This window comes from Novosphingobium sp. TK71 (assembly GCF_055361505.1).
This window is the reverse complement of sequence record NZ_CM143962.1, coordinates 3,168,353-3,190,608: the sequence shown is the minus strand read 5'-3', so window position 1 is coordinate 3,190,608 and position 22,256 is coordinate 3,168,353. Positions and strand designations below refer to the sequence as shown.

Below are 22,256 nucleotides of genomic sequence, written 5' to 3'. Positions count from 1 at the left end.
TACTCCAAAGAGACGTACCCGAAACGGATCGCGGTGCTTGCGGCGGCCGGTGGCGGCAGGCAGACTTTCCCGGTCACACCGCAAGGAAACGGCATGATCTTCGAGCAAATCGCCACGGGCGGCTGCCAGTCATACCTGCTCGGCTGCGAAGCCAGCCGCGCCGCGATCCTGATCGACCCGGAACAGTCCCAGATCGATCGCTATGTCGGCCTGGCGAGCCAGCTCGGCGTCCATATCCGCTACGTGCTCGACACGCACACGCATGCCGATCACTTCTCCGCCAGCCGCGAACTGGGCAGGCTGCTGCGCGCGCCGGTGGTGATGAACCGCCTGAGCCCTGCCCCTTATGCCGGGATGCGACTGGACGATGGGGACATGCTGATCGTCGGCGAGTTGCGCCTGCGCGCCCTGCACACGCCGGGGCATACGCGCGATTCGATGTGCATCCTTGCCGCGGACCGGGTCTTCACCGGAGATACGCTGCTGATCGGCGGCACCGGGCGCACCGATCTTCCCACCGGCGATCCCGCCGCCCTGCACGACAGCCTGTTCGGCAAGCTGCTGAAACTCCCGCCAGAAACGCTGGTCTATCCCGCGCATGACTACAAGGGCCGCAGCCATTCCACCATCGGCGCCGAAATCGCCGAAAATCCGCGCCTGCAAAAGACCGACCGGGATGAATTCGTGGCGATGATGCAGCATCTGGACCTGGCCGCGCCCACCCATCTCACCGAAGCGCTGCGCACCAACATGAACGGCGGCAGGACCGTTGCCCAGCTTCTCGCCGAAGCCGCCGCGCGCGTTCCCTTCATCGCGCTGGAGGAACTGAACGCGCGGATCGGCACCCTAGCCGGCGACATGATCGTGCTCGACGTGCGCGAGAAGGAAGCGTTCGAGGCCGGCCATATTCCCGGCGCCGTCCACCTGCCGCGCGGCCAGCTCGAACTGCGGGTCAACGCGATGCTCTGCGATCCCACCGCCCGGCTGGTGACATGCTGCGAATTCGGCAAGATCTCCACGCTGGCCGCCGCGACCTTGCGCGAACTGGGCTTCCTGCGCGCCGTCGCGCTGGACGGCGGCGTCAAGGCATGGGCAGAGGCGGGCTATCCGGTCGAACGTCAGGCCTGAAACACCACTTTCGTTCCCGCCGAAACCATCTGCGCCAGCCGCGCGGCGTCCCAGTTGGTCAGGCGCACGCAGCCATGGCTTTCGGTGCGGCCGATGTTCTGGGGTTCGGGCGTGCCGTGAATGCCGTAGTGCGCCTTGGACAAGTCCAGCCAGACCACGCCGACAGGCCCGTTCGGCCCCGGCGGCAGGAGCTTGTCCTTCGCGCTTTTCTTGGCATCCCAGAACAGGTCCGGGTTGAAGTGATAGTCCGGATTGCGCGCCTCTCCCACGATCTTCCAGGTGCCGAGCGGCAAGGGATCGTGGCCGCTGCCGGTGGTCACCGGGAACTGCGCGATCAGCCTGTTCGCACCGTCATAGACCCGCAGCGCGCCATCGGACTTGTCGACCACGACGTGATCGGCCCTGGGTTGCTCCGCCGCGACGCCAAGGCGCTGAAGGGTATCGGCCCAGCCGCTTTCGTCCCCCTCGATGGTCGCAAGTCCGGCATCGCGAACGTCGGGCACCCGGATCGTTCGACCCGCGCCCAGCACCGTGCCCGCGCCGTTGAGCGCCAGCAGCGTTTCGGGCGTGGTGTGGAACCGTTCGGCCAGCGCCTCGGCCATGCTGCGGTAACCCAGGTGCTTGAACCGCGCCTGTCCGGCCATGTCCTTGGGCAGGTCTGGCACGAACGGGCCTTTCGCAAAGTCCGCCGGGATCACCACGTTGCGCGTTCCGGCGCTGTCGCTGCCCGAAAGCAGCGCCTGCTGGGTCGCCGGGTCCAGCCTGCCGCTTGCCGGCAGGCCCCGTGCTTGCTGGAACCCGCTGAGGGCGAGGCCGTAGGACTGGCCTTCCTTGCCGTCTATCACGCCGGAGGAGAAGCCGAGCCGGTCGAGCGCGACTTGCGCGCGCAGCACGAGGCTGTCGGCCGATTCGGTGGCGGCGCCGCCCGGCGCGTCGGCAAAGGCCAGTCCCTGCCCCGGCGATGTCGCGCCGGTGCGCTCACCGGAAGGGGCACGCTCGGAATGGCAGGCGGAGAGCAGCAGGGCCGCGGCGACGGAGACAAGCGGCAGGGTTCGCAACACGCGGGGCATCCTTCTTTTTTTCCTCTTTCCCCATCAACGCGCGAAGCCGCGCCCGGCTTCACGGCGGCGCGCGTTTTTGTGCCGCACGCCGCCACCTGCTCACGCCGCGCCTGCCGCCCCACCTGCCGGAAGCGCGCGTCCCACCGTGCCGGAGGCGCGCCCACCCCCATTGTGCCGGAGGCCCGCTTGCCATACCGGCTGGCGCGATGAGCAGGTTCGATTCCTTCTTCGCGGCGGCACTCGGCCGGATCGAGAGCGCCGGACAGCGCCGCACCTTGCGTCCCGCCGCGCTGGAGCCCGGCGGCCGCATCCGGCGCGGTGACCGCGAGCTGATCGACTTTTCCAGCAACGACTATCTCGGCCTTGCCCGGCATCCGCTGCTGGTCGAACGCGCCCGCGCATGGACCGAGGCCCTGGGCACCGGCTCCGGCGCCTCCCGGCTGGTAACCGGCACGAGCGAGGCGCATCTCGCGCTCGAAGCCCGGATCGCCGCGTTCAAACATGCCGAGGCGGCGCTGACCTTCGCCAGCGGCTGGCAGGCCAATGCCGCGGTGATCCCCGCCCTGCTCGCCGCCGCGCCTGGCGCCATGGTCTTCACCGACCGGCTGGTCCACGCCTCCATGCACGCCGGCATCGCCATTTCCGGCACGCGCCAGCACCGTTTCCGCCACAACGACCTCGATCACCTGGAGGAGCTGCTGGCCGGCAAGGGCCGTGACGCGCCCGCCCGGCTGATCCTTACCGAAAGCGTGTTCTCGATGGACGGGGACCGCGCCGATATCGCCCGCCTCGCCGACATCGCCGCCCGGCACGACGCCTTCCTGTTCGTCGACGAAGCCCATGCCACCGGCGTGCTCGGCCCCGGCGGCGCGGGGCTTTCGGCGCAAGTGCCCGGCGGGATCGACCTCGTGATGGGCACCTTCAGCAAGGCGCTCGGCGGATTCGGCGCCTATGTCGCGGGATCGCGGGTGATGATCGACTACCTCGTCAACGCGGCGAGCGGCTTCGTCTTCACCACCGCCCCGCCGCCCGCCGTGCTTGGCGCGATCGACGCCGCGCTCGACCTTGTGCCGGGCATGGACGAGGAGCGCGCCCACCTCGCCGTGCTGGGCGACCGCCTGCGCCGCGGGCTCGCCGCGCTCGGCATCGACCATGGCGCGTCCAGCACGCAGATCGTCCCCGCCGTGATCGGCGCGGAAGAAGCGGCGCTGGGCCTCTCGCGCCAGCTGGAGGAACGCGGCCTGCTCGCCTCGGCGATCCGCCCGCCAACGGTGCCGCCGGGCACCAGCCGCCTGCGCCTTGCGCTGCGGGCGACTCATTCCCAAGCCGATATCGATGTCCTGCTGGAAGCCATCGGCGATGCGGTGGGCCCGATTTCGCAGGCCGGGGAACGGCGATGAAGCTGCTCTTCGCCCATGGCTGGGGTTTCGGCAGCGCATTCTGGGAACCGCTCGCGAACCTGCTGGCGGACATGCCGCAGGCGATCGACGATTGCGGCTACTTCGGCGCGCCGCGCGCCTGCCGCGTGGAAGGCCCGTGCCTTGCGATAACCCACTCCTACGGCACGATGCGCGTGCTGGCCGATCCGCCGCCGGGGCTCGTCGGCATCGTGGCGATCAACGGGTTCGAGCGCTTCACCGCCCGTCCCGACCGCGCGGGCGTCCCGGTGCGCGTGGTGGACCGGATGCTGCGCCGTTTCGGCGAGGACCCGCGCGCCGTGCTCGCCGAGTTCCGCCGCCAGTGCGGTGCAGGCGATGGCTTCGGCGAAATCGACGCGGACCTGCTCCGCACCGACCTGCTGCGCCTGCGCGATGCCCAGCCGCCACTGCCGGCGGTGCCGGTACTTTCGCTGCAGGGCGCGCACGACCCGCTTTTGCCCGAGGCGATGCGGGCCGCCGTTTTCGCGGGCGCGGCCGTGAGCCGGATCGAAAGCGCCGCGGGCGGACACCTCCTGCCGCTGGAAGCGCCGGAGCTTTGCGCCGGGGCGGTGCGCGGCATGATCGGGCAGGGAGCATGAACGTTCCACGTGAAAGCATCGCCCGCGCCTTCGCCGGGGCTGCCGACTATGACGGCAACGCACGCATCCAGCGCGACATCGCGCAGGCCCTCGCCGCGCGGATCGCCGCGCTTGCCCTGCCCCGGCGCCCCCGCGTTCTGGAAATCGGCTGCGGCACCGGATTCCTCACGCAGGCGCTGGCGGGCCTTGGCGGGGACTGGCTCGTCACCGACCTGTCGCCCGAGATGCTGGAGCGTTGCCGGGCGCGGCTGGGCGAAGACGCGCACCGCCGCTTCGCCGTGCTCGACGGTGAGTACGGCGATCCCGGCGGCGGCCCGTTCGACCTGATCTGCTCCAGCCTCGCCGTGCAGTGGTTCGACGATGCCCCGCGCGCGCTCGCCCGCATGGGCGGCTGGCTTGCACCCGGCGGCCACCTGATGGTGACGACGCTCGGCCCCGGCAGTTTCGCGCAGTGGCGCGAGGCCCACGCGGCCGAGGGCCTCGCGGCCGGAACGCCCCGCTTCGCCCCGGTCGCGGCCTTCGGCGACTTCGCCGTCACGGCCGAGAACCGCATCGAGCGCCATGACGATCCGCTCGCCTTCCTGCGCGCGCTCAAGGCCATAGGCGCGCACGCCGCCGATGCCGGGCACCGCCCGCTTTCTCCCGGCCAGTTGCGCCGGACGCTGGCTCGTTTTGCCCAAAGCGGATGCGAAGTCACTTACGAGGTCGTGACCTGTCACTTACACCGCGCTAGGTGAGCGCCCCATGAGACCCCAGATCGCCAGAACCCTGATCGTCACCGGAACCGATACCGAAATCGGCAAGACCGTGTTTGCCGCCGCGCTCGCCGGGGCGCTGGGCGCGCATTACTGGAAGCCGGTACAGGCCGGGCTCGAGGAAGACGGCGGCGATGGAGACCGCGTGGGGCGGCTGTCCGGCCTGCCCGCCGGCCACATCCTGCCCGAAGCCTACCGCCTCGCCACCCCCTGCTCCCCGCACCTCGCCGCCGAGATCGACGGGGTGGAGATCGATCCCGAACGGCTCGCCCTGCCGCAGGTAGAAGGTCCGCTGGTGGTCGAGGGGGCGGGCGGCGTCATGGTCCCGCTCACCCGCACCATGACTTATGCCGACCAGTTCGCGCGGTGGCAGGCGCCGGTGGTGCTGGTGGCGCGCACCGTGCTGGGCACGATCAACCATTCGCTGCTCTCGATCGAGGCGCTGCGTTCGCGCGGCGTCGAGGTGCTGGGCGTGGCTTTCGTGGGCGATGCCGTGGAAGACAGCGAGGCCACCATCTGCGCCATGGGCAATGTCCGCCGCCTCGGCCGCCTGCCCCGCCTCGCATCCCTGACCCCCGAGGCCCTGGCCCGCGCCTTTGCAGCAAACTTCCGCATCGAGGACTTCAGGGCATGACATCATCGGTCTGGCATCCCTTCACGCAGCACGGGCTTGGCGAGCCGGTGCCGCTCGTCACCCATGCCGAGGGCGCGCTGCTGCACACGGCCGACGGCAAGGCGGTGGTGGACGCGGTTTCCTCGTGGTGGGTGACGACGCACGGCCATTCCCATCCGCGCATCCGCGCCGCCATCGCGGAGCAGGCGCAGAAACTCGACCAGATCATCTTCGCCGGATGGACGCACGAACCGGCCGAACATGTCGCCGCCGGCCTGCGCGAGATCATGCCGGAAAGCCTGACGCGGGTGTTCTTCTCCGATTCGGGTTCGACCAGCGTCGAAGTCGCGCTGAAGATGGCGCTCGGCTACTGGCACTGGCGGGGCGAGAACCGCCACCGGATCGTGGTGATGGAGAATTCCTACCACGGCGACACCATCGGCGCGATGTCGGTGGGGGAGCGCGGCGTGTTCAACCAGCCCTATGAGCCGCTGCTGTTCGGCGTCGGCCGCATTCCCTTCCCCGCAGCGGGCGCGGAACAGCAGACGCTGGACGCGCTGGAGGCGCTCTGCCGCCAGCCGGACACCGCCGCCCTGATCGTGGAACCGCTGATCCTCGGCGCGGGCGGGATGCTGGTATACGGCCCGGAAACGCTTGCCGCGATGCGCGATATCTGCGCGCGGCACGGGGTCCTGTTCATCGCCGACGAAGTGATGACGGCATGGGGCCGCACCGGCACCCTGCTCGCCTGCGAACAGGCCGGCATCGTCCCCGACATCCTCTGCCTTTCCAAGGGGCTGACCGGGGGCGCCGTCCCGCTCGCCGTCACCATGGCCAGCGAGCCGATCTTCGAGGCGCATTACTCCGCCGACCGCGCGCGGATGTTCTTCCACTCGTCAAGCTACACGGCAAACCCGATCGCCTGCGCCGCCGCCGCCGCCAACCTGGCGATCTGGCGCGAGGAGCCGGTGCGGGAGAGGATCGCCGCGCTGGCGGAAAAGCAGGCGGGCTGGATCGCGAAGCTCGGCCAGTTCTGCCATTTCGACAATCCCCGCACGATCGGCACGATCGCCGCGCTGGACCTCAGGACCGCCGGCACCAGCGGCTACATGAGCGACCTCGCCCCGCGCCTCATGGCCTTCTTCCGGGAACGCGACGTGCTGCTGCGCCCGCTCGGGAACACGGTCTACGTCATGCCGCCCTACTGCATTACCGACGATCAGCTCGCACACGTGTGGGATGCCATCGGCGAAGCGGTGATATCGTTCTGAAAAACGGATAATCCCGCCTCCCCGGCGCGGCATTCGCGAAACGGGGAGGCGGGACCGTGGCCGCCGCATGGGGGGGTAACGGCGGCCGGGGTAGCTCTGGTCAGTCTGCCGTCTCGGGCACGGGCGAGAGCGCGGGGTTCACGCTCATGCCCAGTGCGCTGGCCACGCCCTGGCCGTAAGCCGGATGGCAGCGGGTGCAGTTGTCGATGTGCCGCTGCTTGATGAAGTCCGGCGCATCGCCCATGGCGCGGGCCGTATTCTCGAACAGACGCTGCTTCTGGTCGGCGTCGATCAGTTCGAACAGGGCGCGCGGCTGGCTGTAGTAGTCGTCATCATCCTCGCGGAAGTTCCAGAAATCGGCGTTTCCATCGATCTTCATCGGCGGTTCGCGGTACTCGCCCTGGCCCTGCCACTGCCCGAACGAGTTCGGGTGGTAGTGCGGCAGGCCGCCGTAGTTGCCGTCCACCCGGCCCTGGCCGTCGCGGTGGTTGGTGAAGACCGGGCAGCGCGCGGCGTTCACCGGGATCTGGTGGTGGTTCACGCCAAGGCGGTAACGCTGCGCATCCGAATAGGCGAAGAGACGCGCCTGCAGCATCTTGTCGGGAGAGACGCCGATGCCGGGAACGAGGTTGGAAGGGCTGAAGGCGCTCTGCTCCACATCGGCGAAGAAGTTCTCCGGATTGCGGTTCAGCTCCATCATGCCGACCTCGATCAGCGGGTAGGTCTTCTGCGACCAGACCTTGGTGAGGTCGAAGGGGTGGAACCCGCAGGTCGCCGCTTCTTCCTCGGCCATGATCTGCACCATGACCTTCCACTTCGGGAAATCGCCGCGCTCGATGGCGTCGTAGAGATCGCGCTGGTGCGATTCGCGGTCACCTGCCACGATTGCCGCCGCTTCGGCGTCGGTCAGGTGGGCGTGGCCCTGCTGGGTCTTGAAGTGGAACTTCACCCAGAACCGCTCGCCCGCCTCGTTGTAGAACGAGTAGGTGTGGCTGGAGAAGCCGTCCATGTGGCGGTAGCTCCTGGGGATGCCGCGATCGCCCATGACATAAGTGACCTGGTGGAACGCCTCCGGCAGCAGGGTCCAGAAGTCCCAGTTGTTGGTGGCGCTGCGCATGTTGGTGCGGGGATCGCGCTTCACCGCCTTGTTGAGATCGGGGAACTTGCGGGGATCGCGCACGAAGAAGACCGGCGTGTTGTTGCCGACCATGTCCCAGTTGCCTTCCTCGGTGTAGAACTTCACCGCGAAGCCGCGAATGTCGCGTTCGGCATCGGCGGCGCCGCGCTCGCCCGCAACCGTGGTGAAGCGCGCGAAGATCTCGGTCTGCTTGCCCGCCTCGCCCAGGAACTTCGCGCGGGTATAGCGGCTGACGTCACCGGTGACGGTGAAAGTGCCGAACGCGCCCGAACCCTTGGCATGCATGCGCCGCTCGGGGATGACTTCGCGGTTGAGGTTGGCCAGCTTCTCCAGCAGCCACACGTCCTGCATCAGCAGCGGCCCGCGCGGCCCGGCAGTCAGCGAATTGGAATTGTCGACCACCGGCGCGCCGAAGGCGGTGGTGAGAGGGGTAGGAGTGAGCGAAGTCTCGCCGTGGGCGTAGGGGCACTTTCCGCCGCCGGGTGTGGTTTCGGTCATGGTCTCACTCCTTGTCTTGTCCGTCCCGCTAAGGGCTTGCGAGACGGTTCTAACCGAAGGAGACTGATTGAATAAGCTATACGAAGGCGTAAGTGTAATCGCTTCAGGCGATTAGTTGCACAGGGCCAGCTGCAGACGGCCCTTACAGCGTCCTGCTGATCGCGAGCCGGGCCTGGAGCGAAATCAGCGTCGAACTGGCGTCCGCCACGTCGCCGCGCCGCACCGCATCGCGCGCGCGCCTGATTTCGGCGGCCAGGAACTTGCGCACGTCCCCGGGCGTGCCTGCGCCGAGCGCGCCAGCCTTGGCGGACAGCGTGGCCAGCCCGGCAAGCGCATTGGCATTGGCGGTGCCGGTATCGCCGTTACCCAGTTCGGTCGCCAGGTTGCCCGCGCCGATCTCGATCTGCATCAGGGTGGCCTGGTCCTGTTCGCCCAGCCGCGAGGTGCCCGTCATCGGGGCCTGCTGCGCGGGCGCGGCGGCCAGCGCCTCGGGGAGATCAGAGGTCATCTTCTCGAACGCCAGCGTGCCGAGCAGCGCCGCGGCGGCCAGCACGATGACGAGGATGACGATGCTGGAGGGCTGACGGAGGGTGGAAGTCAGCGTCTTGGTCATGGGAAAGGCAGTTCCATTCGGGAGTATCGTCAATCGCATTATAGAACGATGCGGCGCAGGAAGGTGGCCGCGCCAGCTTGTGCGCGGCGCTGCAGCATCCTATGGGCTCGCTCATTCATGAATGCGGGCTATGGGAGCATCAATGGCCGCCAACTCCAAGACCTCGGCGCTGATGGCGCGGGGATGCGAATTTCTCGGCAGCGAATATGCCATCCTGTGCGGCGCCATGTCCTGGGTATCCGAACGCAATCTCGTCTCGGCCATCAGCAATGCCGGCGGCTTTGGCGTCATTGCATGTGGTGCGATGAACCCCGAGCTCCTCGACAAGGAGATCGAAGGGACGCGCGCCCTGACCGACAAGCCTTTCGGTGTCAACCTCATCACCATGCATCCGCAGCTCTTCGAGCTGATCGCGGTCTGCGCGAAGCACAAGGTCGGCCATGTCGTGCTGGCCGGCGGCATTCCGCCCAAGGGCAGCGTCGAGGCGATCAAGGAATCGGGCGCCAAGGTGATCTGCTTCGCGCCCACGCTGGCGCTGGGCAAGAAGCTGCTGCGCTCCGGCGCCGACGCGCTGGTGATCGAGGGCATGGAAGCCGGCGGCCACATCGGCCCGGTTTCCACTTCGGTGCTGGCCCAGGAAATCCTGCCCGCGCTCGCCGCCGACAACCTCGTCTTCGTGGCGGGCGGTATCGGCCGGGGCGAGGCCATGGCCGGATACCTGGAAATGGGCGCGGCGGGCGTGCAGCTCGGCACCCGTTTTGCCTGCGCAAGCGAATCCATCGCTCACGCCGATTTCAAGAAGGCGTTCTTCCGGGCCTCGGCACGCGATGCGGTTGCCTCGGTGCAGGTCGATCCGCGCCTGCCGGTGATCCCGGTGCGCGCGCTCAAGAACAAGGGCACCGAGGAATTCACCGCCAAGCAGATCGAAGTCGCCAAGCGCCTCGATTCCGGTGAACTGGACATGGGCCAGGCGCAGCTTTCGATCGAGCACTTCTGGGCAGGCGCGCTGCGCCGCGCGGTGATCGACGGCGACGTCGAGAGCGGCTCGGTCATGGCCGGCCAGTCGGTGGGCATGGTCAGCAAGGAAGAGCCGGTCGCGGACATCATCGCCGCCCTCCTGGCCGAATCCGAAGCGGCGCTTTCCAACCGCTCCGCTGCCTGAGGCCCGAACCAATGGCTGAACCGCTGATCCTCGCGCTGTCCTGCACCGACCGTCCCGGCATCGTCGCCCGCGTTACCGGCTACCTCGCGCAGGCGGGCGGCAACATCATCGAGGCGCAGCAGTTCAACGACCTCGAGGAAGACAAGTTCTTCATGCGCGTGGCCTTCGATCCGGGCTCCGCGGATCGCGAGGCGTTCAGCGAAGGGTTCGGCGCGATCGCGCACGAATACGGCATGGCCTGGTCGATGACCCGGCGCGACCGCCCGCGCCGGGTGCTGCTGCTGGTCAGCAAGTTCGACCACTGCCTCGCCGACCTGCTCTACCGCCAGCGCATCGGCGAAATGGCGATGGAAGTGGTGGGGATCGTCTCCAACCACCCGCGCGAGGCGATCAACTCGCTGATGATCGGCGATATCCCGTTCCATCATCTGCCCGTCACGCGGGACACCAAAGCCCATCAGGAAGCGCAGATCCGTGCGCTGGTGAACGAGACCCGGGCCGAACTGGTGGTGCTGGCGCGCTACATGCAGATCCTCTCGGACGAGATGGCGGCCTTCCTTTCGGGGCGCTGCATCAATATCCACCACTCGTTCCTGCCGGGCTTCAAGGGCGCCAAGCCCTATCACCAGGCCCATGCGCGCGGCGTGAAGATGATCGGCGCCACCGCGCACTACGTCACCGCCGACCTCGACGAAGGCCCGATCATCCACCAGGACGTGGAAACCGTGACTCACGCCGATACGCCCGAGGACATGGTCCGCAAGGGCCGCGACATCGAGCGCCGCGTGCTGGCAGAGGCCGTGCGCCTGCATCTTGAGGACCGCGTGCTCCTGAACGGTTCGCGCACGGTGGTCTTCCGAAGCTGACACTTGCAGGGCGGCGATCATCGTTCGATGGTGCCGCCTCTGCCAGGGGAGAGAGCCCATGCCCGTCAACGGTGTCGATCACGTCAATATCCTTACCGACGATCTTGAGGCGACCGCCTCGTTCTACGAACGGGTGCTCGGCCTCACCCGCAGCGACAATCCCACGATCGCCAAAGGCATCGCCGGCTACTGGATGCGCGATGCGGCGGGCCATGCGATCGTCCACCTCGTGGACCGCACCACCGCGCCGGGCCGCTACGACGAATACCGGCCCGGACAGCCGACCAACGCGCTCCACCATTTCGCCCTGCGCTGCTCGGGCTTTGCCGAAACGGTGGCCACGATCGAGCAGCTCGGCCTTGCGCACCGGGTGATGGAACACCCCGGCCTCGGCCTGCGGCAGGTGTTCCTGGTGGACCCCAATGCGGTGAACCTCGAACTCAACTTCCCCGGAGACTGAAATCCGGCATTCCGGCAAGCAGGCCCTCGCCATGGCCTTCGCGGTTGGGTAGCCTTGGCGGCAACCACCTGATTTCAAGACCGGAGCGCTTTTCGATGTGTGACGATTTCACCGCCGAGGCCGAAGACGCCAACCTTGCCCGGCGCGGGCTCAATCGCCGGCAGTTCGCCGCGATCGGCGCCGGCGCGGCGGCCGGAGCCGCCCTTACCGGCTGCACCAACGTGATGAAGCTGCGCGGCGCCAATGCGCTGAACGAGCGGATGGTCTCGATCACCACGGCGGACGGCGTGGCCGACGCCTTCTTCGTCCACCCGGCCAAGGGCAGCCATCCCGCCGTCATCCTCTGGCCCGATATCGCCGGCCTGCGCGAGGCGAAGAAGATCATGGCCCGCACGCTCGCCGCCGAAGGCCACGCCGTGCTTGTCGTGAACCCCTATTATCGCGGCGAGCCCGCCCCCGTGTTCGAAAGCTTCGCCGCCTTCCGCACGCCGGAAGGGCAGGCCAAGGTCGCTCCGCTGCGCGCCGCGCTCACGCCCGACGCCATCACCCGCGATGCCCGTGCCTATGTCGCCTTCCTCGATGCCCAGAAGGCCGTGGATACGAAGCGCGGGATCGGCAGCAACGGCTATTGCATGGGCGGCCCCTTCACCGTCCGTACGGCGGCGGCAGTACCGGGACGGGTCCGCGCGGCGGCTTCCTTCCACGGCGCCGGCCTCGTCACCGACCAGGACGACAGCCCCCACCGCCTTCTGGCGCGCACGCAGGCCTCCTATCTCTTCGCCATCGCCCGCAACGACGATGCGAAGCAGCCGGACCAGAAGACCGACCTGAAGCAGGCCGCCTCCGCCGCCGGACGCCCCGCCGAAGTCGAGGTCTACCCCGCCGATCACGGCTGGTGCGTACCCGATTCGCCGGCATGGGACCCGGATGCGGCGGACAAGGCATGGCAGCGGATGCTCGCCCTCTACGCCGCGCTCTAGCCGCCGAACGTCGCCCGATCGTCACTTGCCCGTTAACGCCGGGTTACAATAGGCGCGTCCACGGTGTAGGAAGCGCTCGGGCCGCCTGGTCCGCTTAAGGGATTTATACCTCGAAAATGGCCAATGATTCCGGCCGGCGCCGCTCCTCCAGCGGGCCTTCCTCCCCTGCCAAGAAGAAACCCCTCTGGCGCCGAATCGTTCGCGGCGTCCTGATCTGGGGCTCTGCACTTGCCATTCTGGGCGTGATCTTCCTGGGCACCGCCGTCGTCTTCACGATGAGCGAGCTGCCGGAATACGATTCGCTCAAGAGCAGCCAGAACGGCCAGATGATCGTGGTCCGCGCACGGGACGGGACGGAACTCGTCTCGCTCGGGCCGAGCTACGGCAAGTGGCTGAGCTACGACCAGATTCCCGCCGTCATGAAGGGCGCGATGGTCTCGGTCGAGGATCGCCGCTTCCGCGAGCATATCGGCGTTGACGCGCTGGGCCTGCTGCGCGCCGTCTACGTCTCGACGACGACGGGCGGCCGCGCCAAGGCAACCTCGACGATCACGCAGCAGCTTGCCCGCAACGTATTCCTCAACAACAGCCGCTCCTTCACGCGCAAGGCGCGCGAAGCGGTGCTGGCGCTGGCGCTGGAACGCAAGTTCACCAAGGACCAGATCCTCGAACTCTACCTCAACAAGGTCTATTTCGGCGGCGGCGCCTATGGCATCGACGCGGCCAGCCGCAAGTTCTTCGGCCATCCCGCCACCGAACTCTCCACCGCCGAGGCCGCGATCATCGCCGGCCTGGTGAAGGCCCCTTCGAACTATTCGCCCACCGCCGACGTCGCGGCCGCCAAGGACCGCGGCGAAGTGGTGCTGGGCCTGATGGTCAAGAACGGCGCGATCACGCAGCAGGAAGCCGATCAGGCCGACATCGCCGACGTGAACGTGGTCCATGAAAAGGGCCAGAACGCGGTCCGTTATTTCACCGACTGGGCCCTGCCCCAGCTCGACACGCTGCTGCCCGACACGAACGAGCCGATCGAGGTCTGGACCACGCTCGATCCGAAGATGCAGCAGGCGGCCACCAGTTCGATCGTCGCCAACGTGCCCAAGGGCGCGCAGGGCGCGCTCGTCAGCCTCGACCGCGACGGCGCCGTGCTGGCGATGGTCGGCGGCACGGACTACGTGAATTCGAACTATAACCGCGCCACCACCGCGATGCGCCAGCCCGGCTCGGCGTGGAAGCTGTTCGTCTACCTCTCCGCGCTCGAAGCCGGCTACACGCCGGACGACCGCGTGGTGGACGAACCGGTGACGATCGACGGCTGGAGCCCGCAGAACGACGGCCGCAACTTCGCCGGCCAGATCGATATCCGCACCGCCTTCGCCTATTCGAAGAACACCGTCGCCGCGCAGCTCGGCAACGAGGTGGGCTTCGGCACCGTGGCCTCGATGGCGCGGCGCTTCGGCATCACCACCCCGATCAACACCAAGCCCGCCATGGTGCTGGGCACCTCCGAAGTGCGCGTGATCGACATGACCCGCGCCTTCGCCGCGGTTTCCGCCGGCGGCACCTCGGTGGAGCCCTATGGCATCGTCAAGGTGACGACGTCCTCGGGCGAAGTGCTCTACGAACACAAGTCGGTGCGCGGACAGGTTCTGGTGCCGCCCAACGTGGCCGCCGGGATCACCGACCTGCTGCAGACGACCGTGGCTACCGGCACCGGCCGCGCCGCGCAGATCGGGCGCCCCGTGGCGGGCAAGACCGGCACCACCAGTTCGAACAAGGACGGCTGGTTCCTCGGCTTCTCCAGCGGCATCACCACCGGGGTCTGGATGGGCCGCGACGATGCCCGCCCGGTCGGCGGCCTTTCCGGCGGCCATGCCCCGGCACGCGCCTTCTCCGATTACATGAAGGTCGCGGTGGCCAAGCGCCCGGTCGAACAGTTCGACACCGAGGTGAAACTGCCCGAATGGCAGCTCGAACCCGACGACGAGGCGATGCAGGGCAATCCGAACGACTATTACTACGTCGACGAGAACGGCAACATCGTCCAGCCCGGCCCGGATGGCCAGGGCGCGGGTCAGGGCCCGGACGGCCAGCCGCGCTACGAGGACGGTTCGGTCGGTCCCGGCCCCGGCCCCGGCCAGCCGCAGATGCCCGACTATGGCCCCGCACAGTCGCCGCCGCCGGCCGCCAACAGCGACTTCCTCGACCGCGCCACCGGGCGCGGCCAGCAGGACGATCCGGGCCTTCGCGCCGGACAGGGACTGGGGACGGGCGCGCCCCGCCCAACCGCCGGCACTCCCCGCCCCGCCGCCACGCGCAGCCCCGCCCCGGTCGCCACCCGCACGCCGGGCAACTGACCCCTGAAACTGACCCGGGCAACTGACCCGGGCGACAGGAAAACAAAAAGGCCCGGAGACAGCTCCGGGCCTTTTTCGTTGGAAGACGCCGCACACTTCGATGTGCAGGGCGTGGCCTTACTGAAGCGTCACGCCTTCATCGTCGCCGTCGTCGCTGCGGCGGCCGAAGAACTGCATGAGCTGGACCAGCAGTTCGCAGCGCAGCGGCAGGCTGTCCGCTTCGAGCAGGGCCTGCTTGGCGGCGGCATCGAACGGCGCGATCTGCGAGACGCCGTTGATGAGCGACTGGTCGTCCAGCCGGCCGACCTGATCCCAGTCCACCGCATAACCCTGCGCATCGGCGAAGCGCTTGGCCTCGCGCTCGAAGCTGGCGCGTTCGATCGGGGCCAGCACCTCGTCCTCGCGGTCAGGCAGGAGCTCGGCTTCGACCTGCCGGAACGGGGTCGTCACATCGAGTTCGCGCAGCACGCGGAACCGCGATTCGCCGGTGAGCAGGATATTGAACCGCCCATCCTCCAGCGCCTCGACATCGCCGATCCGCCCGAGGCAGCCCACCGCGTAAAGCGGCGCGCCTTCCTGCGGGCGTTGCGGCTGGATCATGCCGATTCGCCGATCCCGCGCGAGCGCGTCGCTCACCATCGCCCGGTAGCGGGGCTCGAAGATGTGGAGCGGCAGTTGCAGCCCCGGATAGAGCACCGCGCCCGGCAGCGGGAAGATGGTGATCCGCGCCACCGTCAACCGAACAGTACGGTGGAGAGCTTGCGGCGCGTGGCGGAGACCCAGGGGTCCTCAAGGCCGGTCACCTCGAAGATCTGGAGCAGCTTGGCGCGGGCGGCGCCTTCGTTCCACTCGCGGTCGGCGGCGACCATGCGCAGCAGCACCTCCGCCGCGGCATCGCGTTCGCCGGCGGCGAATGCGGCATTGGCGAAAGCGAACTGCGCCTCCATGTCGGCGGGACGCTCGGCAGCGGCGGCGCGCAATGCGGCAAGCTCGCTGTCCTCGGGTTTGTCCTTCGCCAGCGCCAGCGCGGTGCGGGCGCGTTCCAGCAGCGGATCGGCGGCAAGTTCGCCTTCGAGACTGTCGAGCACCTGCCCGGCCTCGTCGATGCGGCCCGCCAGCACCAGCGCGCGCACGAACCCGGCCAGCACTTCGGCGTTCTCGGGCGCGAGTTCGAGGATCTGCATGAAGATCGCGGCGGCACGCTCGCCGTCACCCTCCGCCAGCGCTTCCTCGCCCATGGCGATCAGCGGCGCGATATCGTGCTCCGGCTCGGCCCCGCCCGGCTGGACCGGCAACTGCGACAGCAGCTGGTCGAGGGTGGCCTTCAGCTGCGATTCGGTGCGCGCACTGGTAAGGTCCGCCACCGGTTGCCCCTGGAAGATCGCATAGACCGTCGGGATCGAACGCACCTGGAACTGCGATGCGATGAACTGCTCTTCATCGACATTCACCTTGGCAAGGATCACGCCCTTGTCGGCATAGTCCGCCGCAACTTTTTCCAGCACCGGGGTGAGCGCCTTGCACGGCCCGCACCATTCGGCCCAGAAATCGAGAATCACCAGCTGCGTCATCGACGGTTCGGCCACTGTCTTGCGGAACCGGTCGACCGCCTTCTGTTCGTCGAGGTTGAGACCCATGCTGGCCAAGGTATGTGCTCCCGTGAAAATCGAATGGCCCCCTAGATCGTCTCTCGGGACGGATTTGTGAAGGGTTCATGTCCGGTTAGGTGCCGTTTAGGTGTCGTTCTGTCATGCTTCGAAAAATTCTTTCGATTTTCCTCTTGCGGCCTCCAAAAGGCACTGCTAGTGGCGCGCCTCCACCCCGGACCTGCCGGACACTCCAGCAGGTCTTGAACGTCAGAGCGGGCGTAGCTCAGGGGTAGAGCACAACCTTGCCAAGGTTGGGGTCGAGGGTTCGAATCCCTTCGCCCGCTCCAGTTCACATAGGGATTTCCGGTCCGCCGGACATCTCCAAACGCCAGAGCGGGCGTAGCTCAGGGGTAGAGCACAACCTTGCCAAGGTTGGGGTCGAGGGTTCGAATCCCTTCGCCCGCTCCAGTTTCCTTCGGTGGAAAATCCAGACATTCCAGGAACCTGCATCCACGCCTCGTGGATGTCCTGATTCGCCTGCTCATACGCCGTGAACCCTGTTCGCCTAATCTCGCCGTGGCTTTCGCGGAGGGGAACGTGAGCGGACTGGAAGCGCTGCTGATCAAGGCAAGAGGCGCGGCGAAAAGAGGCGAGACGGAAGCGGCGCGGGCGTTCTACCGCGAGGCGCTGGACCGTTTTCCCCGCAACGGCCGGGCAAGGTCGGCGCTCCTTGCGCTCGAAGCCGCCAACGCTGATCCGCCGCCTGCCGAAATCGACCAGATGGTATCCGCCTATCGCTCCGGCCGCCTCGAAGATGCGGTGCGTGAGGGTGCCCGGCTCGCCGCGGCCTTTCCGCAGAGCTTCACCGTCCACAACCTGCAAGGCGCGGCGCTGCTCGCGCTCGGCGTGCTTCCGGCCGCCGAAGCCGCATTCCGCCGCGCCATCGCGGCCGATCCCGAAGCGGCAGCCTGCTGGAACAACCTCGCCATCACCTTGCGCCGCCAGAACCGGTTCGCCGAAGCCGAGGACATCTACCGCAAGCTGATCGCCCGCCACCCCCGCTATGCCGACGCGCGCTTCAATCTCGCGAACCTGCTGGACGCGCAGGAACGCCCGGCGGAAGCCGAAGCGGAGTTCGCCGAAACGGTCGCCCTCGATCCGGGCTATACCAAGGCCCATTACAACCTCGGCAACCTGCTCGCAAAGCGTGGCGCCCGCGCCGAGGCCGTCTCGGCCTACCGGCGCGCCGTGGCGCTGCGGCCCGGCCATGCCCTAGCCTATAACAACATGGGCGGCGAACTCCTGCTGCTGGGCCGCCTGGACGATGCCCTGGGCGCCTATGACAGCGCGCTGGAGGCCGACCCCGGCAATACGCAGGCCATCGTCAATCGCGGCAAGGCGCTCGTGCTGAAAGGCGACCTGCCTGCCGCCATCGCCGCCTTCCGCAAGGGCTGGGAACTCGATCCTGCCGACCGCTCCGCGCTGCTCCAGGCCCTGTTCGAGGAAGCCCACATCTGCGACTGGAGCAACCGCACCGAATTCGCGCTGACCGACGCCCCCTCGGCCGCAGCCGTCCAGCCGTTCGCGGCACTGCCCTTCGTGGACGACCCCGCGCACCAGTACCGCCGCTCGCTCGCCTGCGCGGCCGTGAAGTTCGCACCGCCCCCGGCGACACTGCCCGAACCGCCCCCTGCGGCGGACGGCCGAATCCGCGTCGGCTACTTCTCCGCGGACTTTCACGACCATGCGACGATGTACCTGATGAGCGGCCTGTTCCGCGAGCATGACCGGGCGCGCTTCGATATCCGCCTCTACAGCTACGGCCCCCGCTGCGATGGCGACGCCTCGCGGATAGCCCTGCGCGGCCATGCCGACTCTTTCACCGAGATCGGCGACCTGACCGACGCCGAGGTCACGGCGCTGGCGAGAGCGGACGGGCTGGACATCGCGGTCGACCTCAAGGGCTATACCCGCGGCACCCGCACCGCGATGTTCGGCGGGCGCCTCGCCCCTGTGCAGGTCAGCTACATGGGCTATCCCGGCACCATCGGCCACCCTTGCATGGACTACTTCATCGCCGATGCCGCAACCGTGCCTCCGGGCGGCGAAGCGTGGTTCACCGAGAAGATCGTGCGCTTGGCCCATTGCTATCAGGCCAACGACGAGCGCCGCCCGATCGTGGCGGACAGCAGGGGCCGCGCCGGCTGGGGCCTGCCGGAGCGCGGCTTCGTGTTCTGCTGCTTCAACCACACCTACAAGATCGGACCGGGCGAGTTCGATATCTGGATGCGCCTTCTCGATCAGGTCGAAGGCAGCGTGCTCTGGCTGCTGCGCTCCAACCGCTGGGCCGAGGAAAACCTGCGCCGCGAAGCCGGGCTGCGCGGCATCGATGCAAGGCGGCTGGTGTTCTCCGCCGGGGTGCCGCATGGCGAACATCTGGGCCGCCTCGCCCTGGCCGACCTGTTCCTCGATACCTTCGCCGTCAACGCCCATACGACCGCAAGCGATGCGCTCTGGGGCGGATTGCCCGTGCTGACGATGTCCGGCCGCCAGTTCGCCGCGCGGGTTGCCGGAAGCCTCGTGCGGGCGGTGGGCCTGCCCGAACTGGCCGTGCCGGACCGCGACGCCTACGAAGCCACGGCCCTCGCGCTCGCGCACGATCCGCGCGGGATGCGGCACTTGCGCCAGCGCCTTGCCGCGAACCGGCTCACAAGTCCGCTGTTCCGCACCGTTTCCTATACCCGGCGGGTGGAGGCGGCCTTCAAGGAGATGCACAGGCGAAGGCTGGCAGGGCTTGCACCGGATCATTTCGAAGTGCCGTGAAGGGAAAGCCCGCACTTCGGCCATTTCGGAAAATCTCCGCCTGGCGCACGCGCCAAGCTCCCCTCTTCCCCTTCGGCGAGCCGAATGGCACACCCGATCCTGCAAGCATAATATCAAAAAAGAGTGGGATCATGGACGCTGGGCAAATCTACGCGGCGAAGCTGACGACGGCCGACCGGGCAGTCATGGCCATCGAAAGCGACAGCGACCTTGCGATGGGTATGGCGGTGGGCGAACCACCCGCGATCCTCGCCGCCCTTGCACGCCGCGCCGAGGCGGGAAAGCTGAGCGACTTGCGCGTCTGGTATCTGCTTTCGCAGGTCCATTCCGGATCGACGATCCTGCGCCGCGAACTGCTTGGCCGCATCCGCCCCCGGTGCCTGTTCATGAGCGGTATCGAGCGGGCGCTGATCAAGGCCGATCCCGCCGCCGAGGCGCTGATAGACTTCGTGCCATGCGCCTTCAGCGGCTCGCCCCGGCTGCTACGTGACGAGATCGAACTCGATGCCTGCGTGCTTGCCGTATCGCCGATGGACGAGAACGGCTTCTTCAGCTTCGGCGCCGCGAACGATTACACCTCGGTCGCCGCGCATTGCGCCAGGACGGTGATCGTGGAGGTGAACCCGGCGATGCCACGCGTTGCCTGCTCGACCCCGCTCCATGTCTCGCAAGTCTCGGCCATCGTCGAGAATCACGTGCCGCTGCTTTCGTTCGGCGAGGCGGCCGGCTCCCCCGAAGACGAGGCCATCGCCGCCCTGATCGCCGAGATGATCGACGATGGTGCCTGCCTGCAGATGGGCATCGGCAATCTCCCCGCCGCCGTCTGCCGCCGTATCGACGACCGCCGCGATCTTGGCATCCACACCGAGCTGCTCACCCCCGCCATGGCCGGACTGGTCCACTCCGGCGCGGTCTCCAACCGCCTCAAGACGACGCATCCGGGCCGCAGCGTCTATTCCTTCGCGATGGGCGACGAGCCGTTCTACCGCTGGATGGACGGCAATCCGCAAGTCTATTCGCTGCCGGTGGACGTGGTGAACGACGCTTCGGAGATCGCCCGCAACGACAATGTCGTCTCCGTCAATGCAACGATCCAGGTCGACCTGCACGGCGCCTGCAATTCGGAATACATGGGCGGCCGCCAATATTCCGCCGCAGGTGGCCAGCTGGACTTCGTGCGCGGTGCAAGCGCATCGAAAGGCGGCGTCTCGATCATCGCCTGCCGCTCCACCGCCCAGGGCGGCACGGTCAGCCGCATCGTGCCGAAGCTGGACGGCCCGGTCACGACGCCGCGCAACGACGTGCACTGGATCGTCACCGAACACGGCGCCGCCAACTTGCGGGGCAAGACCCTGCGCGAACGGGCGGAATTGCTGATCGGACTGGCGGACCCGAAGTTCCGCGACGAATTGGCGAGAGGACTCTAGGCGGCGATCTTCCCGGTTTCGAGGAAGCCTCGCGGCTGCTCTTTGCTGGCAAGCTGGCCGAACTGGCCGCAGCGCTTGCCCATGGCCAGCCGACTTGCGCGATCATCTGCTGGAGCTGGCCCAGCTCCGCGCCGAGGACTGATACGAAAAAGGCGGCGCTCGCCGCGCCGCCTTTTCCTGTTCGATCTGTGCGGCCGGTCAGGCGGCAGCGTCGAGCCCGTAAGCGGTGTGCAGCACGCGCACCGCCAGTTCGGTCTCGTCCGTGTCGATCAGGACCGAAACCTTGATCTCGCTGGTCGAGATGGCGATGATGTTGATCCCGCGATCGGCCAGCGTCTTGAACATGGTCGAGGCGACACCGGCGTGGCTGCGCATGCCGACACCGACGACGCTGATCTTCGCGACATTGCTGTCGGCGATCATGCGGTAGTAGCCGATCGTCTCCTTGCGCTCTTCCAGCAGCGCTTGCGCACGAACGAGGTCGGCCTGCGGCACCGTGAAGGTGACGTCGGTCTCGCCCTTGTCCTTGGCGACGTTCTGGATGATCATGTCGACGTTGATGTTCGATTCCGCGAGCGGCGCGAAGATCGCGGCCACGGCGCCGGGACGGTCGGGCACGCGGGTCAGCGTGACCTTGGCTTCGTTCTTGTCGGCGGCGATGCCGGTGATCAGCTGGCGTTCCATGTCGCTTCCTTCCAGTTCTTCGTCGCTCACGATCATCGTGCCGGGCAGGGTATCGGCGGCGGGCGCGTTCTCGTCGATGAACGAGGACAGCACCTGGACGCGCACCTTTTCCTTCATGGCCAGCGAGACGGAGCGGGTCTGCAGGACCTTCGAACCGACAGAGGCCAGTTCGAGCATTTCTTCATAAGTGACCAGCGGCAGCTTGCGCGCCTTGGCCACGATACGCGGGTCGGTGGTGTAGACGCCGTCGACATCGGTGTAGATGTCGCAGCGGTCGGCCTTGACCGCCGCCGCCACGGCAACCGCCGAGGTATCCGAACCGCCGCGGCCGAGCGTGGTGATGCGGCCATCGGGCGAAACGCCCTGGAAACCGGGGATCACCGCAATCTCGCCGGCAGCCATCGAGGCCAGCAGGGCGTCGGAATCGAAGTCCTCGATGCGCGCCTTGGCGTGGGCATCGTCGGTCTTGATCGGCAGTTGCCAGCCGAGCCACGAACGCGCCTTGCAGCCCATCGCCTGAAGCGTGAGCGCCAGCAGGCCCGAAGTGACCTGTTCACCCGCGGCGACGACCACGTCATATTCCGCCGGATCGTAGAGGGCATTGGCTTCGCGGCAGAAGTTCACGAGGCGGTCGGTCTCGCCGGCCATGGCCGATACGACGACGGCGACTTCGTGGCCCGCTTCCTGCTGGCGTTTTACAATGCCCGCCACGCGCCGGATTCGCTCGGTTCCGGCCATCGAAGTGCCGCCGAATTTCATCACGATACGTGCCAAGGTGCCACTGCTCCCCGTCGGTTTGTGCGCAGAGAAAGGA

General features: G+C 67.7%; 19 protein-coding genes and 2 tRNA genes. 15 read left to right on the top strand and 6 right to left on the bottom strand.

From position 1 onward, the window contains the following. Positions 1 to 93 precede the first annotated feature (93 nt). Entirely contained in the window at positions 94 to 1,128 is a 1,035-nt protein-coding gene (locus ACXJ16_RS15045) for an MBL fold metallo-hydrolase (RefSeq protein ID WP_054439493.1), read from the top strand. Here ACXJ16_RS15045 and ACXJ16_RS15040 read toward each other — a convergent pair. Next, positions 1,119 to 2,198 (bottom strand): L,D-transpeptidase family protein, encoded by a 1,080-nt coding sequence (locus ACXJ16_RS15040; RefSeq protein ID WP_463920890.1) that lies wholly within the window; start codon positions 2,196 to 2,198, stop codon positions 1,119 to 1,121. The two genes, ACXJ16_RS15045 and ACXJ16_RS15040, sit on opposite strands and share 10 nt — an antisense overlap. Before the next feature lie 197 nt (positions 2,199 to 2,395). Here ACXJ16_RS15040 and ACXJ16_RS15035 point away from each other — a divergent pair, with 197 nt between their 5' ends. From ACXJ16_RS15035 to ACXJ16_RS15015, 5 genes are read left to right on the top strand one after another with little or no spacing between them, the layout of a single operon-like run. Then, positions 2,396 to 3,589, top strand: a complete 1,194-nt coding sequence (locus tag ACXJ16_RS15035) for an aminotransferase class I/II-fold pyridoxal phosphate-dependent enzyme (protein WP_463920889.1) — start codon at positions 2,396 to 2,398, stop codon at positions 3,587 to 3,589. Then, the gene (locus ACXJ16_RS15030) at positions 3,586 to 4,206 is read left to right on the top strand and encodes an alpha/beta fold hydrolase (RefSeq protein ID WP_463920888.1); all 621 of its coding nucleotides are present in this window, start codon (positions 3,586 to 3,588) and stop codon (positions 4,204 to 4,206) included. The genes ACXJ16_RS15035 and ACXJ16_RS15030 overlap by 4 nt, the downstream gene beginning before the upstream one ends. Next, positions 4,203 to 4,943, top strand: a complete 741-nt coding sequence (locus tag ACXJ16_RS15025) for a methyltransferase (protein WP_185998563.1) — start codon at positions 4,203 to 4,205, stop codon at positions 4,941 to 4,943. The genes ACXJ16_RS15030 and ACXJ16_RS15025 overlap by 4 nt, the downstream gene beginning before the upstream one ends. Before the next feature lie 7 nt (positions 4,944 to 4,950). Then, on the top strand, positions 4,951 to 5,595 hold the full coding sequence (gene bioD / locus ACXJ16_RS15020; protein ID WP_185998562.1) for a dethiobiotin synthase: 645 nt from the start codon (positions 4,951 to 4,953) through the stop codon (positions 5,593 to 5,595). Further along, positions 5,592 to 6,845 (top strand): adenosylmethionine--8-amino-7-oxononanoate transaminase, encoded by a 1,254-nt coding sequence (locus ACXJ16_RS15015; RefSeq protein ID WP_463920887.1) that lies wholly within the window; start codon positions 5,592 to 5,594, stop codon positions 6,843 to 6,845. Before bioD ends, ACXJ16_RS15015 begins: the two co-directional genes overlap by 4 nt. Positions 6,846 to 6,945: 100 nt before the next feature. Here ACXJ16_RS15015 and ACXJ16_RS15010 read toward each other — a convergent pair whose 3' ends face one another. Next, positions 6,946 to 8,481: a catalase gene (locus tag ACXJ16_RS15010; RefSeq protein WP_054439486.1), complete on the bottom strand. Its 1,536-nt coding sequence runs from the start codon at positions 8,479 to 8,481 to the stop codon at positions 6,946 to 6,948. Between the two features lie 142 nt (positions 8,482 to 8,623). Beyond that, positions 8,624 to 9,094 carry a hypothetical protein gene (locus ACXJ16_RS15005; protein ID WP_054439484.1) on the bottom strand — a complete coding sequence of 157 codons (471 nt, stop codon included), beginning with the start codon at positions 9,092 to 9,094 and terminating at the stop codon, positions 8,624 to 8,626. Positions 9,095 to 9,236: 142 nt separating this feature from the next. Between ACXJ16_RS15005 and ACXJ16_RS15000 the strand changes: the two genes are divergently transcribed. The 5 genes from ACXJ16_RS15000 (at position 9,237) to ACXJ16_RS14980 (ending at position 14,919) form a co-directional block, all read left to right on the top strand. Beyond that, positions 9,237 to 10,256, top strand: a complete 1,020-nt coding sequence (locus tag ACXJ16_RS15000) for an NAD(P)H-dependent flavin oxidoreductase (protein ID WP_054439482.1) — start codon at positions 9,237 to 9,239, stop codon at positions 10,254 to 10,256. 11 nt (positions 10,257 to 10,267) lie between these two features. Further along, complete coding sequence (purU, locus tag ACXJ16_RS14995) at positions 10,268 to 11,122, top strand: formyltetrahydrofolate deformylase (protein WP_054439481.1); 855 nt, start codon at positions 10,268 to 10,270, stop codon at positions 11,120 to 11,122. 58 nt (positions 11,123 to 11,180) lie between these two features. Further along, positions 11,181 to 11,582: a VOC family protein gene (locus ACXJ16_RS14990; RefSeq protein WP_324696978.1), complete on the top strand. Its 402-nt coding sequence runs from the start codon at positions 11,181 to 11,183 to the stop codon at positions 11,580 to 11,582. 95 nt (positions 11,583 to 11,677) lie between these two features. Beyond that, positions 11,678 to 12,562 carry a dienelactone hydrolase family protein gene (locus ACXJ16_RS14985; protein WP_324696980.1) on the top strand — a complete coding sequence of 295 codons (885 nt, stop codon included), beginning with the start codon at positions 11,678 to 11,680 and terminating at the stop codon, positions 12,560 to 12,562. A gap of 116 nt (positions 12,563 to 12,678) precedes the next feature. Further along, the gene (locus ACXJ16_RS14980; RefSeq protein WP_054439475.1) at positions 12,679 to 14,919 is read left to right on the top strand and encodes a PBP1A family penicillin-binding protein; all 2,241 of its coding nucleotides are present in this window, start codon (positions 12,679 to 12,681) and stop codon (positions 14,917 to 14,919) included. 117 nt (positions 14,920 to 15,036) lie between these two features. Here ACXJ16_RS14980 and ACXJ16_RS14975 read toward each other — a convergent pair whose 3' ends face one another. Both ACXJ16_RS14975 and ACXJ16_RS14970 read right to left on the bottom strand, forming a co-directional pair. Next, positions 15,037 to 15,651, bottom strand: a complete 615-nt coding sequence (locus tag ACXJ16_RS14975; RefSeq protein ID WP_054439473.1) for an LON peptidase substrate-binding domain-containing protein — start codon at positions 15,649 to 15,651, stop codon at positions 15,037 to 15,039. Positions 15,652 to 15,653: 2 nt separating this feature from the next. Further along, a complete protein-coding gene (locus ACXJ16_RS14970) occupies positions 15,654 to 16,556 on the bottom strand; it encodes a tetratricopeptide repeat protein (protein WP_463921802.1) in 903 nt (300 codons plus the stop codon). Between the two features lie 224 nt (positions 16,557 to 16,780). On the opposite strand from ACXJ16_RS14970, the gene ACXJ16_RS14965 reads away from it, so the two are divergent. From ACXJ16_RS14965 to ACXJ16_RS14950, 4 genes are all read left to right on the top strand, one after another. After that, positions 16,781 to 16,855: transfer RNA gene (locus tag ACXJ16_RS14965), tRNA-Gly, on the top strand. Positions 16,856 to 16,901: 46 nt separating this feature from the next. Beyond that, positions 16,902 to 16,976 (top strand) — tRNA-Gly (locus ACXJ16_RS14960). Positions 16,977 to 17,105: 129 nt separating this feature from the next. Next, positions 17,106 to 19,331 (top strand): O-linked N-acetylglucosamine transferase, SPINDLY family protein, encoded by a 2,226-nt coding sequence (locus tag ACXJ16_RS14955; protein WP_463920886.1) that lies wholly within the window; start codon positions 17,106 to 17,108, stop codon positions 19,329 to 19,331. A gap of 131 nt (positions 19,332 to 19,462) precedes the next feature. Further along, the gene (locus ACXJ16_RS14950) at positions 19,463 to 20,758 is read left to right on the top strand and encodes an acetyl-CoA hydrolase/transferase family protein (RefSeq protein ID WP_463920885.1); all 1,296 of its coding nucleotides are present in this window, start codon (positions 19,463 to 19,465) and stop codon (positions 20,756 to 20,758) included. Positions 20,759 to 20,956: 198 nt separating this feature from the next. On the opposite strand, the gene ACXJ16_RS14945 is transcribed toward ACXJ16_RS14950, so the two are convergent. Continuing rightward, positions 20,957 to 22,216, bottom strand: a complete 1,260-nt coding sequence (locus ACXJ16_RS14945) for an aspartate kinase (protein WP_054439468.1) — start codon at positions 22,214 to 22,216, stop codon at positions 20,957 to 20,959. Between the last annotated feature and the right edge of the window lie 40 nt (positions 22,217 to 22,256).

Excerpts from the sequence above, each read along its gene's own strand:
- ACXJ16_RS15015 (WP_463920887.1), top strand. The coding sequence starts at position 5,592 with ATGACATCATCGGTCTGGCATCCCTTCACGCAGCACGGGCTTGGCGAG.
- ACXJ16_RS15005 (WP_054439484.1), bottom strand. The coding sequence starts at position 9,094 with ATGACCAAGACGCTGACTTCCACCCTCCGTCAGCCCTCCAGCATCGTC.
- ACXJ16_RS14970 (WP_463921802.1), bottom strand. The coding sequence starts at position 16,556 with ATGGGTCTCAACCTCGACGAACAGAAGGCGGTCGACCGGTTCCGCAAG.
- ACXJ16_RS15045 (WP_054439493.1), top strand. The coding sequence starts at position 94 with ATGATCTTCGAGCAAATCGCCACGGGCGGCTGCCAGTCATACCTGCTC.
- ACXJ16_RS15040 (WP_463920890.1), bottom strand. The coding sequence starts at position 2,198 with ATGCCCCGCGTGTTGCGAACCCTGCCGCTTGTCTCCGTCGCCGCGGCC.
- ACXJ16_RS15010 (WP_054439486.1), bottom strand. The coding sequence starts at position 8,481 with ATGACCGAAACCACACCCGGCGGCGGAAAGTGCCCCTACGCCCACGGC.
- ACXJ16_RS14980 (WP_054439475.1), top strand. The coding sequence starts at position 12,679 with ATGGCCAATGATTCCGGCCGGCGCCGCTCCTCCAGCGGGCCTTCCTCC.
- bioD (WP_185998562.1), top strand. The coding sequence starts at position 4,951 with ATGAGACCCCAGATCGCCAGAACCCTGATCGTCACCGGAACCGATACC.
- ACXJ16_RS15030 (WP_463920888.1), top strand. The coding sequence starts at position 3,586 with ATGAAGCTGCTCTTCGCCCATGGCTGGGGTTTCGGCAGCGCATTCTGG.
- ACXJ16_RS14990 (WP_324696978.1), top strand. The coding sequence starts at position 11,181 with ATGCCCGTCAACGGTGTCGATCACGTCAATATCCTTACCGACGATCTT.
- ACXJ16_RS15025 (WP_185998563.1), top strand. The coding sequence starts at position 4,203 with ATGAACGTTCCACGTGAAAGCATCGCCCGCGCCTTCGCCGGGGCTGCC.
- purU (WP_054439481.1), top strand. The coding sequence starts at position 10,268 with ATGGCTGAACCGCTGATCCTCGCGCTGTCCTGCACCGACCGTCCCGGC.
- ACXJ16_RS15035 (WP_463920889.1), top strand. The coding sequence starts at position 2,396 with ATGAGCAGGTTCGATTCCTTCTTCGCGGCGGCACTCGGCCGGATCGAG.
- ACXJ16_RS15000 (WP_054439482.1), top strand. The coding sequence starts at position 9,237 with ATGGCCGCCAACTCCAAGACCTCGGCGCTGATGGCGCGGGGATGCGAA.
- ACXJ16_RS14950 (WP_463920885.1), top strand. The coding sequence starts at position 19,463 with ATGGACGCTGGGCAAATCTACGCGGCGAAGCTGACGACGGCCGACCGG.
- ACXJ16_RS14985 (WP_324696980.1), top strand. The coding sequence starts at position 11,678 with ATGTGTGACGATTTCACCGCCGAGGCCGAAGACGCCAACCTTGCCCGG.